General features: G+C 52.1%; 11 protein-coding genes. 5 read left to right on the top strand and 6 right to left on the bottom strand.

Going from position 1 to position 13,013, the window contains the following annotated elements:
• The first annotated feature begins 204 nt into the window (after nucleotides 1-204).
• On the top strand, nucleotides 205-1,629 hold the full coding sequence (lpdA, locus tag D6C13_RS08965) for a dihydrolipoyl dehydrogenase (protein WP_167458009.1): 1,425 nt from the start codon (nucleotides 205-207) through the stop codon (nucleotides 1,627-1,629).
• A gap of 84 nt (nucleotides 1,630-1,713) precedes the next feature.
• Here lpdA and D6C13_RS08960 read toward each other — a convergent pair whose 3' ends face one another.
• Complete coding sequence (locus D6C13_RS08960) at nucleotides 1,714-2,382, bottom strand: helix-turn-helix domain-containing protein (protein ID WP_120132443.1); 669 nt, start codon at nucleotides 2,380-2,382, stop codon at nucleotides 1,714-1,716.
• Between the two features lie 432 nt (nucleotides 2,383-2,814).
• Between D6C13_RS08960 and acnB the strand changes: the two genes are divergently transcribed.
• Nucleotides 2,815-5,412 (top strand): bifunctional aconitate hydratase 2/2-methylisocitrate dehydratase, encoded by a 2,598-nt coding sequence (acnB, locus tag D6C13_RS08955; protein WP_120132442.1) that lies wholly within the window; start codon nucleotides 2,815-2,817, stop codon nucleotides 5,410-5,412.
• A 77-nt stretch (nucleotides 5,413-5,489) separates the two neighbouring features.
• Nucleotides 5,490-5,855 (top strand): protein YacL, encoded by a 366-nt coding sequence (gene yacL, locus D6C13_RS08950; RefSeq protein ID WP_120132441.1) that lies wholly within the window; start codon nucleotides 5,490-5,492, stop codon nucleotides 5,853-5,855.
• 21 nt (nucleotides 5,856-5,876) lie between these two features.
• Here the strand turns inward: yacL and yddG are convergent, their stop codons facing one another.
• The 5 genes from yddG to D6C13_RS08925 form a co-directional block, all read right to left on the bottom strand.
• Complete coding sequence (gene yddG, locus D6C13_RS08945) at nucleotides 5,877-6,755, bottom strand: aromatic amino acid DMT transporter YddG (protein WP_120132440.1); 879 nt, start codon at nucleotides 6,753-6,755, stop codon at nucleotides 5,877-5,879.
• Between the two features lie 101 nt (nucleotides 6,756-6,856).
• On the bottom strand, nucleotides 6,857-7,726 hold the full coding sequence (locus tag D6C13_RS08940; RefSeq protein ID WP_244212660.1) for a hypothetical protein: 870 nt from the start codon (nucleotides 7,724-7,726) through the stop codon (nucleotides 6,857-6,859).
• Nucleotides 7,727-8,161: 435 nt separating this feature from the next.
• On the bottom strand, nucleotides 8,162-8,956 hold the full coding sequence (speD, locus tag D6C13_RS08935; protein WP_120132438.1) for an adenosylmethionine decarboxylase: 795 nt from the start codon (nucleotides 8,954-8,956) through the stop codon (nucleotides 8,162-8,164).
• A 28-nt stretch (nucleotides 8,957-8,984) separates the two neighbouring features.
• Nucleotides 8,985-9,860 carry a polyamine aminopropyltransferase gene (gene speE / locus D6C13_RS08930; protein WP_120132437.1) on the bottom strand — a complete coding sequence of 292 codons (876 nt, stop codon included), beginning with the start codon at nucleotides 9,858-9,860 and terminating at the stop codon, nucleotides 8,985-8,987.
• Nucleotides 9,861-10,065: 205 nt separating this feature from the next.
• Nucleotides 10,066-10,413, bottom strand: a complete 348-nt coding sequence (locus D6C13_RS08925; RefSeq protein ID WP_095924682.1) for a YacC family pilotin-like protein — start codon at nucleotides 10,411-10,413, stop codon at nucleotides 10,066-10,068.
• A gap of 211 nt (nucleotides 10,414-10,624) precedes the next feature.
• Here D6C13_RS08925 and cueO point away from each other — a divergent pair, with 211 nt between their 5' ends.
• Both cueO and hpt read left to right on the top strand, forming a co-directional pair.
• Nucleotides 10,625-12,229, top strand: a complete 1,605-nt coding sequence (cueO, locus tag D6C13_RS08920; protein ID WP_120132436.1) for a multicopper oxidase CueO — start codon at nucleotides 10,625-10,627, stop codon at nucleotides 12,227-12,229.
• A 131-nt stretch (nucleotides 12,230-12,360) separates the two neighbouring features.
• Nucleotides 12,361-12,897, top strand: a complete 537-nt coding sequence (hpt, locus tag D6C13_RS08915; protein WP_120132435.1) for a hypoxanthine phosphoribosyltransferase — start codon at nucleotides 12,361-12,363, stop codon at nucleotides 12,895-12,897.
• Nucleotides 12,898-13,013: the final 116 nt, after the last annotated feature.

The raw sequence follows: 13,013 nt of genomic DNA, 5'->3' as shown, positions 1-13,013 counted from the left end.
CCGGCCAATCGGCCGGCTTTTTTCTGGTAATCTCTTCATGCTGTTTGAGATTTTCCGGGGCTAAGCACAAATCGTATGCCGTTTGTTGTTTCAAATTTGTTAACAATTTTGTAAACTGCGGGCGGATAGAACGACCCGGTGGATGATGGGCGTTGCGACATAAAAATGACGTCAGACCCGCCGGACATAAATTAAGAGGTCATGATGAGTACTGAAATTAAAACTCAGGTCGTGGTACTTGGGGCTGGCCCTGCGGGCTATTCTGCTGCTTTCCGTTGCGCTGATTTAGGTCTTGAAACTGTTCTGGTTGAGCGTTATGCCACCCTCGGCGGCGTGTGCCTGAACGTAGGTTGTATCCCTTCTAAAGCTCTGCTGCACGTCGCGAAAGTGATTTCTGAAGCAAAAGCACTGGCAGAACACGGTATTGTTTTCGGTGAGCCGAAAACTGACATCGACAAAGTTCGTGTCTGGAAAGAAAAAGTCATCAACCAGCTGACCGGTGGTCTGGCAGGTATGGCGAAAGGCCGTAAAGTCAAAGTCGTGAACGGCTTAGGCAAATTTATTGGCGCAAATACTCTGGTTGTTGAAGGCGAAAACGGTCCTACGACCATCACTTTCGACAATGCCATCATTGCGGCGGGTTCCCGTCCAATCAAACTGCCATTCATTCCACATGATGACCCGCGCGTATGGGATTCTACCGATGCGCTGGAACTGAAAACCGTCCCTGAGCGTCTGCTCGTGATGGGTGGCGGTATCATCGGTCTGGAAATGGGCACCGTTTACCACGCGCTGGGTTCTCAGATTGATGTGGTAGAAATGTTCGATCAGGTTATTCCTGCGGCTGACAAAGACGTGGTGAAAGTCTTCACCAAGAAAATCAGCAAGCAATTCAACCTGATGCTGGAAACCAAAGTAACTGCGGTAGAAGCCAGAGAAGATGGCATCTACGTTACAATGGAAGGCAAAAAAGCCCCTGCAGAACCACAGCGTTATGACGCCGTGCTGGTGGCTATCGGCCGTGTTCCTAACGGTAAACTGCTGGAAGCGGGCGCTGCGGGCATTGAAGTTGACGACCGTGGTTTCATCCACGTCGACAAACAAATGCGCACCAACGTGCCACACATCTTTGCCATCGGCGATATCGTCGGTCAGCCAATGCTGGCGCACAAAGGTGTTCACGAAGGTCACGTGGCTGCCGAAGTGATCTCTGGCAAGAAACACTACTTCGACCCGAAAGTCATTCCATCCATTGCCTACACTGAGCCAGAAGTTGCCTGGGTTGGCCTGACTGAGAAAGAAGCGAAAGAAAAAGGCATCAGCTACGAAACCGCCACCTTCCCGTGGGCAGCTTCTGGCCGTGCTATCGCTTCCGACTGTGCAGACGGTATGACCAAACTGATCTTCGACAAAGAATCTCATCGTGTAATCGGTGGTGCGATTGTCGGTACTAACGGCGGCGAGCTGCTGGGTGAAATCGGTCTGGCTATCGAGATGGGTTGTGATGCAGAAGATATCGCACTGACCATCCATGCTCACCCGACTCTGCATGAGTCCGTGGGTCTGGCAGCAGAAATCTACGAAGGCAGCATTACCGACCTGCCAAATCCGAAAGCGAAAAAGAAGTAACTTTCTGATGACAGTAATTTTCTGATGCAGATAAGAGAAACGGCCCCGCGGGGCCGTTTTTTTGCCTGTATCCGGTGCGGAAAATCAGTATTCGTCTGGCAGACGCTTATTGATGGCAATCAGTTTACCGTTCTGAATATCGATATAGCCACCTACGCGTAAATCCGCCAGAATCTTCATGACGCCACTGCGCGCTAAATTCGAACGCTCGAGAATGAAATTAGCCATGCTGTTTTTGCGGCGAAATTCTTCCGGTAAGCGCTCCATTTCGAGCAGCAAACCGCAAATAATGTCATAGGCGGTGCGGTTGATCATCAGATCAGAATGGTAGCTGCGGTAGTCGGTAAAGCTGGTGGTATAGGCGATAAGCTCTCTCACCAGCCCGTGTTCGGCAATCAGGTCGATAGCGACATCGCGCGGCAACACCCAGACCTTACTGTCCTTATTGGCTTTAAAAATGAAAGAGGTGCTGCTGTATTCTGACGTCATTAACCCCAGCATGGCGGGCGCGCTGGCAATGCCGTACAGCAGGTTGTCAGAAGAGCGATAACCTTTGATATCCCCTTCGACCAGCAAAATGATTTGCTGCTTCCCGTCTTCAGCATTCATGGTGATAGGAATATTTTTCTCGTCTGCCACCACGGCAGTTGCGTGGGGTAAACAGACTTCAACCAGGCGAGTGATAGCCTCCAGAGGTTTCTGACCCGGTGGCGATTTTTTGCCATTGCTGGAAAGATTATTGTTTGTCTTCATGGGAGATAAGTTTCTCGTCGGAGGGCCAGATCATTGCGTCATCCGGACAGTTTGGCCAGAAGCTTGTTGATGAATTATAAACATTAAAATGTTTTCCCGCACGCCTGGTTTTACCCGCATCGCAAGGTGGTTAGCCGATGCCTGAATGCCATATCGGAAAGGAATATTTTGTCCTTAACGATTCAGCAAGAATTTAATGTTGCTTTTTTGTAAACAGATTAACACCCCCTGAAAATCCTGCTATGCTGCTTCGGCGCTAAGAGACACTGTGCTCCGGTTCAGGACGTGTCGTATATCGACAATGAAACAATCATACCCGCAGTGTCCCCGACTCATCAGACAATCCGATATTCCGCTGTCCCTGCAGGATTACTACCGGTCTGATGAGGGAAGCCAGGCATAATAAATGACAATGAGAGCGAGGAGAAAGTCGTGCTAGAAGAATACCGTAAGCACGTAGCCGAGCGTGCTGCAGAGGGCATCGTCCCTAAGCCACTTGATGCTTCACAGATGGCAGCGTTGGTTGAGTCCCTGAAAAATCCGCCGAAAGGCGAAGAAGAGACTCTGTTAGACCTGCTGATTAATCGTGTTCCACCGGGCGTCGACGAAGCCGCCTATGTTAAAGCCGGGTTCCTGGCCGCAGTCGCCAAAGGCGAAACTACCTCCCCGTTGGTCACTCCTGAAAAAGCCGTTGAACTGCTGGGTACCATGCAGGGCGGTTACAACATTCATCCGCTGATCGACGCACTGGAAAGTACAACGCTGGCACCTATTGCCGCCAAAGCGCTGTCTCATACGCTGCTGATGTTTGATAACTTCTACGATGTGGAAGAAAAAGCACACGCCGGCAACGAATACGCGAAAAAAATTCTACAGTCATGGGCTGATGCCGAATGGTATCTGGCGCGCCCGCAGCTGGCTGAAAAAATCACCGTGACTGTATTTAAAGTGACGGGCGAAACCAACACCGATGATTTGTCACCGGCTCCGGATGCCTGGTCCCGTCCAGATATCCCGCTGCACGCGCTGGCAATGCTGAAGAACGAACGCGAAGGTATCCATCCGGATCAACCTGGCAGCGTTGGTCCGATCAAACAAATCGATGAACTGAACAAAAAAGGCTTCCCGCTGGCTTACGTTGGTGACGTAGTCGGTACCGGATCCTCACGTAAATCAGCCACCAACTCCGTGCTGTGGTTCATGGGCGATGATATTCCTCATGTGCCGAACAAACGCGGCGGCGGTGTGGTTCTCGGCGGTAAAATCGCGCCAATCTTCTTCAACACCATGGAAGATGCCGGTGCATTGCCTATCGAAGTGGACGTGTCTGACCTGAATATGGGCGATGTTATCGACATCTATCCGTACAAAGGCGAAGTGCGTAACCACGAAACCAACGAAGTGATTGCGACTTTCGAACTGAAAACCGACGTGCTGCTCGATGAAGTGCGCGCCGGTGGCCGTATTCCATTGATCATTGGCCGTGGTTTAACCACCAAAGCCCGTGAGTCACTGAAACTGCCTCAGAGCGAAGTGTTCCGTATTGCCAAACCGGTGGCCGCAAGCAACAAAGGTTTCTCGCTGGCACAGAAAATGGTTGGCCGCGCCTGTGGCGTTGCCGGTATTCGTCCGAACGAATATTGCGAACCAAAAATGACGTCTGTTGGTTCTCAGGACACCACAGGTCCTATGACCCGGGACGAACTGAAAGACCTGGCGTGTCTGGGCTTCTCTGCTGACCTGGTGATGCAGTCGTTCTGTCATACCGCTGCGTATCCTAAGCCGGTTGACGTGACCACGCACCACACGCTGCCAGATTTCATCATGAACCGCGGCGGTGTTTCACTGCGCCCTGGCGACGGTATCATCCACTCGTGGCTGAACCGTATGCTGCTGCCGGACACCGTCGGTACCGGCGGTGACTCCCATACCCGTTTCCCGATCGGGATTTCCTTCCCTGCAGGTTCTGGTCTGGTGGCGTTTGCCGCAGCGACCGGCGTGATGCCGCTGGATATGCCGGAATCCGTTCTGGTGCGTTTCAAAGGCAAAATGCAGCCGGGTATCACCCTGCGTGACCTGGTGCATGCGATCCCTTACTACGCGATCAAAGAAGGTCATCTGACCGTTGAGAAGAAGGGTAAGAAAAACCTCTTCTCTGGCCGCATTCTGGAAATCGAAGGTCTGCCGGAACTGAAAGTAGAACAGGCATTTGAACTGGCGGATGCTTCCGCAGAACGTTCAGCGGCAGGTTGTACGATCAAACTGGATCAGGCGCCGATCAAAGAATACCTGAGCTCTAACATCGTGCTGCTGAAGTGGATGATCTCTGAAGGTTACGGCGATCGTCGTACCATCGAGCGCCGCATAAAAGGCATGGAAGAGTGGCTGGCTAATCCAAACCTGCTGGAAGCCGATGCCGATGCGGAATACGCGGCGGTGATCGAAATCGATCTGGCTGACATCAAAGAGCCAATCCTTTGTGCGCCAAACGATCCGGATGATGCGCGTCTGTTGTCTTCCGTCCAGAACAGCAAAATCGACGAAGTGTTTATCGGTTCCTGCATGACCAACATTGGTCACTTCCGTGCGGCCGGTAAACTTCTCGACAGCCATAAAGGCGCGTTGCCAACCCGTCTGTGGGTTGCGCCACCGACCAAAATGGATGCGGCTCAGCTGACCGAAGAAGGCTATTACAGCGTCTTTGGTAAGAGCGGTGCGCGTGTAGAAATTCCGGGCTGTTCACTGTGCATGGGTAACCAGGCGCGTGTGGCAGACGGTTCTACCGTCGTTTCCACCTCTACGCGTAACTTCCCGAACCGTCTGGGCAACGGTGCCAATGTGTATCTGGCATCGGCTGAACTGGCGGCTGTCGCTTCCCTGCTTGGCCGTCTGCCAACGCCGGAAGAGTATCTGGGTTACATGGCTGAAGTGGATAAGACAGCGGCAGATACTTACCGTTATCTGAACTTCGACAAGCTGAGTGAATATACGGATAAAGCTGACGGCGTGATCTTCCAAACCGCAGTCTAAATCGTTATATTTGCGCCAGTGTTGAAAAGGGAGCTTCGGCTCCCTTTTTTATTGTGATTTTTTCAGAGGACAGCACCATGGATTACGATTTTTTGCGCGACATCACCGGTGAGGTCAAAGTGCGTTTCTCAATGGGCCACGAAGTGCTCGGTCACTGGCTCAATGAAGAAGTGAAGGGCGATTTAACCGTACTGGATAAAGTCGAAGCGGCGCTGAGTGAGCTGAAAGGCAGTGAGCGCCAGACGCAAATGGTCGGCCATGAATATACGCTGCTGTTAGCCGACGATGAAGTTATGATCCGCGCCAATCAGCTGGATTTCGACGGCGATGAGATTGAAGAGGGCATGAGTTACTACGACGAAGAGAGCCTGGCGTTTTGCGGCGTCGAGGACTTTCTGCAAGTCCTCGCCAAATACCGCTCTTTCGTCACGACCTATCGATAAGGTTATGACCGACCGATACGTTTATTTGCCCCGTGAGGCGGTCCAGCACAGCAGCGAACCGCCGACCACCATCAGCACGCCCGGCCAGAAACTCGCGCCCGGCAACGTGTGCAGCCACAATCCTGCAATCAGAATCGATGACAGCGGCGTGAAATAAGACAGCGCAGCGACCAGCGTCGCATTGCCTTTTTTCATCGCAATATCCCAGCACTGATACGAAATGGCTGTCACTGCACCCATCGCCAGCAATTCGATAATTGCCGGTAGCGTCAGGCTGATGCGATTCGATGAATAGGTGAAATAAAGCGCCCAAAGCACCGCCCCGGTTGCCAGCAGAAACAGCGGCAGCACGCCTTTGCCTTTACACAATACCCGTACCAGATTGGAATACAGCGCCCAGGAAATAGCAGCGCCAAGCGCCAGACTGTAGGCGACCGGATTGCCGCGCACATTGCGCATCAGCTGATGAATATCCAGCCCGTGACCGCCGCTGATGGCCCACAGCACACCGGCAAACGCCAGAATAACACCCGGCCAGATCCACCAGCGCACGCGTAATTTCAGCAACGGCACCGCAAACAGCAGCGTCAGGCTCGGCCACAAATAATTGATAAGCCCCAGTTCCAGCGTCTGCTGACGGCTGTGCGCCAGTCCAATCGCCAGCGAAAACGCCACCATATAAAAGATAAACAGCAGACCGCAGACGATGAGATAGGCGGGGGATTCTCCGCGCAGCGTCGGCTTGCCGCCCACCATCCAGACCATAATTCCGCTGACAGTATAAATAGACGCCGCCGCACCAAAAGGCCCCAGAGATTCAGACAAACTGCGGGTGAGCGCCACGCTCATGCTCCACAATAAAATGGCGAGAACGCCGAACAGCGTTGCGAAACGATCCATAAGAAAGGTAAGCCTCTGGAAAAGGAGGCTTTTAAGATAAGCGATTGTCCCGGTGATTTACACCGGAACAATCCGCTTGAGGCGCTTATTTTCTGACATCATCAGAAGTAGAAACCGACTTCCAGACCCATCGTCGAGGTGGTTGTCGCAGGCTGATAATAGCCGACGGTGCTGCCGTTCAGATCACCTTGTTTCTCGTCTGACTTACCGTATTTCTGGTGCACATAACTGGCTTTCACGAAGACATCGTTGTTGATGTTCCAGGTCAGGCTGGTGAACGGCGAGAGCTTAGATTTCGGCTCCAGCCAAACCGCGCCCTGATTGCTGTGCGTCCAGGTTTTAATCGGATATAACGCGCCGCCTTCCAGACTCAGACGTGAATTTGAGGTCATCTGCCAGTTCGCGCCCAGGGACGCTTTGGCGTAAGGCTGCAAAGTCACTTCCACGGCGGTGTACTGGCGTGTTCTGTCCTGTGAGGCAATATACACATCGTCAGAGCGGATGTTTCGCAACCACGCCTGGCCGCCGAGTGCGCCTTTCATATCGAAAGAAACACTGTCGGATGCCCGGTAACGGTAACCGCGCGTTATGTCCGCACTGTAGCCGGTGTAATAGGTTTTGCCTTTCAGCGATCCGTTCGGTACGTTGGCCTGATCGTCAAGCGTGCTGCCTTTATAACTGACGATCCCGAACATCACGCTCATGTCCCAGGCTTTTAATAAGCCGCTGGGTGCATCAAGGTAATTATTGGATCCGAAATTAACGCGCAGGCGCGGGCCATGTTCAGCAACATATTTACCGTCCATATTATCGACGGATTCGTCCCACTTATAATATTCAGCACCATAACTCACATAGTGCCGCATCCCTTCAGTATTGCTGCCTAACAAACTTTCCCCGGCCCGGGAAACCCCGGAAACCAATAAAGAACTCGTGACCAGCAGGCTGGATACGGTCTTTAATTTACTCATCGTCATTTTATATTTCTGCTTGCAGGTGGATGGAGCTGTTTGCTTAGTAAGCAATAACGCGATGCTAAAGGTCGGGCGGGGATATATAAAGGGATTTATCTGTTTTTAAGAAAAAAGCGATCTTTTGATCGGCCGTAAGCTAAATTATTGGTTATATGTGAATTATATTTGATTTATAGGCTGTGCATTGTTTTTGGAATTTGGCTTAGTTGTTAGATCGATTGGCGATTAATTTGACTTAAATAAGAATTTAATAAGTCTTTAAATATTAATTTGTCTTAAGGAGTATAGCCGGTTTTGATACCGGCAAAGTTATTTTACTTAAGTAATGCTTATTGAGTTTCAGGCGGGGGAATATTCAATATCAGAATTTGTCTATACAAAAAAAGGCCGGACATTTTACTCATGCCCGGCCTTATCTTTATTCAGCCCTGATCAGACCGACGGCAGATTGCGGCCGTAATAGATTTCCTGCATTTCCTTGTACAGCAAGTCGGTGATTTCTTTGCGCTCCTGCGCGCTCAGTTCATCCGGGCTGGCATTAAACAGGTAATGCTTGAGATCGAATTCCTTCAGTAACATCTTGGTGTGGAAGATATTTTCCTGATACACGTTAACGTCCATCATGTCGTACAGCGCTTTCATATCCTGCGACATGAAGTTCTGAATCGAGTTGATGGAATGGTCGATGTAGTGTTTCACGCCGTTCACGTCGCGGGTAAAACCGCGGACGCGGTAATCGATGGTGACGATGTCGGATTCGAGCTGGTGGATAAGATAGTTCAGCGCTTTCAGCGGTGAAATCACACCACAGGTCGACACTTCAATGTCAGCGCGGAAGGTACATAAACCGCCTTCGGGATGGCTTTCCGGGTAGGTGTGAACGCAGATATGGCTTTTATCCAGATGCGCGACCACGGAATTAGGTAACGGGCCAGGATGCTCGGTGGTATCCACATCACGCGGATCGACCGGCTCTTCGCTCACTAAAATCGTGACGCTGGCGCCCTGTGGTTCGTAATCCTGTCGCGCCACGTTAAGGACATTGGCACCGATGATCGAACAGGTTTCGGTGAGGATCTCCGTTAAACGGTTGGCGTTATATTCTTTGTCAATGTAGGCAATGTAGCCATCACGATCGTCTGCGGTTTTGGCATAGCAGATATCGTAGATACAAAAACTCAGGCTTTTGGTCAGGTTATTGAAGCCATGCAGTTTCAGCTTTTGCAATTTAGTTCACCCCCTTATGGATGCAGTATCAGCGCGTGGCTGACAGGGCATTCAGTAAATATTGCGGCAGGGCAAAGCTGCCGTGATGAATCGCCGGATTGTAATAGCGACAGGTGATGTCTGCGGCGTCAAAGCGCGCCTGCAAGGTTTTGCCGTCAATCTGGCGATATTCCGGGCTGTTGGTCGCCCAGGCAAAGGTCATGATGCCGCCGTAATAGGTCGGGATCGCGGCCTGATAGAAACTGACATCGCTGAAATAGTGGCTCAGTTTGGTGTGGCTGTTGACCGCTTCATCCTGCTGGAGGAAACAGACGCCATTTTGTGCCACGAAAATGCCACCCGGTTTAAGACAGCGGGCACAGCCTTCATAGAATGCGGACGTAAACAGACTTTCTCCGGGACCGATCGGATCGGTGCAGTCGGAGATGATCACATCAAAGGTTTCAGCAGTCTGATTAACGAAATTTACGCCATCGTCGATCACCAGTTTGAAACGCGGATCGTCATAGGCACCGGCGTTATGATTAGGCAGATACTGGCGGCAAAACTCCACCACACCGGCATCAATTTCCACCATCGTCACTGATTCCACGCCCTGGTGACGGCATACTTCGCGCAGCATTCCGCCGTCGCCGCCGCCAATGATCAGCACCTTTCTGGCGTTGCCGTGGGCGAACAAGGGCACGTGGGTTAGCATTTCGTGGTAGATGAATTCATCACGTTCGGTGGTTTGCACCACGCCGTCGAGCGCCATCACGCGACCCAGCGCGGCGTTCTCGAAAATCACCAGATCCTGATGCTCGGTTTTGTCACGGTATAACTCTTTATCGACGCTAAAATACTGGCCAAAATGGGCGTGCAGCGTCTCATACCATATTTCTTTGGATGACGAGCTCTGGGACATGTTGTTGTTTCTCCTGATCAATCGCAGCCATAAAAATGGGCACACATGATAGCTAACTCTGCCGGTCCATGCACGGTTGAATTTCAGACAAATCAATTTAGATTAAGTGTAGCCGAGGCAGGCGTGACGCGGATAACAGAGGGGAAAGGAAGCGGCTCCGGCAACAAAATGACGGAGCACAGAGCCTGTGAAAAGGCTGAAAAATTTAGTTGGTGTAGGCCAGCAAACTCAGGGAATCACGCGCCAGAGATTTGCATTTGGTCGGCTTAGGCACAGCGATACCACTCAGGTCACGATAACTGTCTTCGCCCATCGACTGCATATTAAAACTGTTGTAGTTGCTCAGATCCCAGCGGTTTTGCTGGGCGAAAAACACGATAGCCCGTTTGATTTGGGTATTCGGCAGTTGTTCGTAGCCGCAGTTATTTTTCAGATACACGAAGACTGCGGTCAGATCCGCCAGATCTTCCGCTTCTGATTCACTCAGCGCCTGACTGGCAGAGGAAAAGCCAAGCAGCGACAGTAATAGCAAACACAATGTTGTTTTTTTCATCGGCGTGTTCTTGTTCTTTTAGATAGAAAGTCAGAAAGACTTGGCTCACAAACAGTTAAAAGGACGTTACCATATTTGCACTGAGCGGCACCAAATTTCTTTTCCCGCTGAGCCACTTGACCTTCCCCTTAGGGGAAGGGGTAGGCTGTCGTACAATTATGGCACGCTTACGCCATCCGTCAGGCAATTGCCCCCTCATAAGGACTGAAAAATGAACCGTCGTGATTTCGTAAAGTGGACGACCCTGATGGGTGCCGCCAGTACGCTGCCCGGCTGGAGCCGCTTCGCGCTCGCCGCAGACCGCCCGGCATTGCCCATTCCTGCGCTGCTTGAGCCGGACATTCGCAATGCCATTATGCTGACGTTACAGCGCGGCCAGAGCCCGTTTTTGCCCGGCGTCAGCACCGAAACCTGGGGCGTCAACGGCAATCTTCTCGGTCCTGCGCTGCGCATCCGCCGCGGCAAACAGGTGGATGTCACCGTCAATAACCGGCTCGATGTCGCCAGCACCGTTCACTGGCACGGGCTGGAAATCCCCGGTGAAGTCGATGGCGGCCCTCAGGCTCTGATCGCACCGGGTGAGAAGCGCAAAGTCAGTTTCACGCTGGATCAACCCGCTTCAACCTGCTGGTTTCATCCGCATCCGCATCAGACTAGCGGTTATCAGGTAGCGATGGGGCTGGCGGGCATGGTGCTGATCGAAGATGAAGCCAGCGAACTGTTGCAGATCCCCAAACGCTGGGGCGTGGACGATATCCCGGTCATTTTGCAGGATAAACGCCTGAACGACGCCGGGCAGATTGATTACCAGATGGACGTCATGACCGCCGCTATCGGCTGGTTCGGGCAGCATATGCTCACCAACGGCGCGGTCTATCCGCAGCACGGCATTTCCCGCGGCTGGGTACGTTTTCGTCTGCTCAACGGTTGTAATGCGCGCTCGCTGCATATTGCTACCAGTGACCAGCGGCCGATGTATGTGATTGCCAGCGACGGTGGTTTTCTGCCTGAGCCGGTGAAAGTCAGCGATTTATCTTTGCTGATGGGCGAGCGTTTTGAAGTGCTGATCGATTGCAGCGACGGCAAAGCGTTTGATCTGGTGACGTTGCCGGTGAAGCAAATGGGCATGACGCTGGCACCGTTCGACAAACCGCTGCCAGTGCTGCGCATTCAGCCGACGCTGACCCAAAGTGGCAGTTCGCTGCCGGATACGCTGGTGCCGCTTCCGGCGCTGGTGTCCGTCGATAATCTGCCGACCCGCTGGCTGCAACTGATGATGGATCCGCAACTGGATCAGCAGGGCATGGCCGCGCTGATGAAGCGTTATGGTCACAATGCGATGGCCGGAATGAGTATGGATCACGGCGGAGGGGATATGGCGGCGATGCCGGGAATGTCCGGTTCAGAACATGACGGTCACGGCGGCATGGCGGGCATGGACATGAGCAAATCTTCCGGCGGCTATGACTTCATGCAGGGCAATAAAATCAATGGTAAAGCCTATGACATGAATGTGCCCGCATTCGATGTGAAACAGGGCCAGTACGAGAAATGGACCATTTCAGGCGAAGGCGACATGATGCTGCACCCGTTCCATATCCACGGCACGCAGTTCCGCATTCTTTCTGAAAACGGTCAGCCGGTTCCACCACATCGTCAGGGCTGGAAGGACATCGTGCGCGTTGAAGGGGCCCGCAGCGAAGTGCTGGTGCGCTTTAATCATCTGGCCGAAAAACAACATGCCTACATGGCGCACTGCCATTTACTGGAACACGAAGACACCGGCATGATGCTTGGGTTTACAGTATCCGCGTGATAATCCTGCCTGCAAAAGCCCCGGCGCGTGACCCGTCGCCGGGTTCTTTGATATAATCCTTTCCACTATATGGTCGCCATTTTGCTTAAAAGTGGCGATAAATATTCTTAAATCAGGTGGTTAGTCTTTATATGAAACATCGTGTTGACGTCATGATTTCCGAACAGGAAGTCAAAACCCGAATTGCCGAGCTGGGCCGTGAAATCACCGAAAACTACCGCGACAGCGGCAGCGAGATGGTGCTGGTTGGGCTGCTGCGCGGTTCCTTCATGTTTATGGCTGACCTGTGCCGCGCCGTGGATGTGCCGCACGAAGTCGACTTCATGACCGCCTCCAGCTACGGCAACGGTATGTCCACCACCCGCGACGTAAAGATCCTCAAAGACCTCGATGAAGACATTCGTGGCAAAGATGTGCTTATCGTTGAAGACATCATCGACTCCGGCAACACGCTGAGTAAAGTCCGTGAACTCCTGCAACTGCGCGGCCCGAAATCTCTGGCCATCTGCACCCTGCTGGATAAACCAGAACGCCGCGAAGTGGATGTAAAAGTCGAATACGTCGGCTTCCCGATCCCCGACGAATTCGTTGTCGGCTACGGCATCGACTACGCCCAGCGCTATCGCCATCTGCCGTATGTCGGCAAGGTAGTGATGCTGGACGAATAATTTCGTGAATGTGTATTCCATAACGGCTCCCATAACGGGTAATGCTGGTCACTTAAGGTGACCAGCATTGTTTTTTAAAGGATATTTCGACCTTTTTTCTCTCACTTCCCTTGCAT

The sequence above is a fragment of the Rahnella woolbedingensis genome (assembly GCF_003602095.1).
GTDB classification, from domain to species: domain Bacteria; phylum Pseudomonadota; class Gammaproteobacteria; order Enterobacterales; family Enterobacteriaceae; genus Rahnella; species Rahnella woolbedingensis.
This window is presented reverse-complemented; position numbering and strand designations above follow the sequence as displayed.

Coding starts and splice junctions, on each gene's coding strand:
- lpdA (WP_167458009.1), top strand. CDS start 205: ATGAGTACTGAAATTAAAACTCAGGTCGTGGTACTTGGGGCTGGCCCT.
- D6C13_RS08960 (WP_120132443.1), bottom strand. CDS start 2,382: ATGAAGACAAACAATAATCTTTCCAGCAATGGCAAAAAATCGCCACCG.
- yacL (WP_120132441.1), top strand. CDS start 5,490: ATGGATTACGATTTTTTGCGCGACATCACCGGTGAGGTCAAAGTGCGT.
- yddG (WP_120132440.1), bottom strand. CDS start 6,755: ATGGATCGTTTCGCAACGCTGTTCGGCGTTCTCGCCATTTTATTGTGG.
- D6C13_RS08940 (WP_244212660.1), bottom strand. CDS start 7,726: ATGAGTAAATTAAAGACCGTATCCAGCCTGCTGGTCACGAGTTCTTTA.
- speE (WP_120132437.1), bottom strand. CDS start 9,860: ATGTCCCAGAGCTCGTCATCCAAAGAAATATGGTATGAGACGCTGCAC.
- D6C13_RS08925 (WP_095924682.1), bottom strand. CDS start 10,413: ATGAAAAAAACAACATTGTGTTTGCTATTACTGTCGCTGCTTGGCTTT.
- cueO (WP_120132436.1), top strand. CDS start 10,625: ATGAACCGTCGTGATTTCGTAAAGTGGACGACCCTGATGGGTGCCGCC.
- hpt (WP_120132435.1), top strand. CDS start 12,361: ATGAAACATCGTGTTGACGTCATGATTTCCGAACAGGAAGTCAAAACC.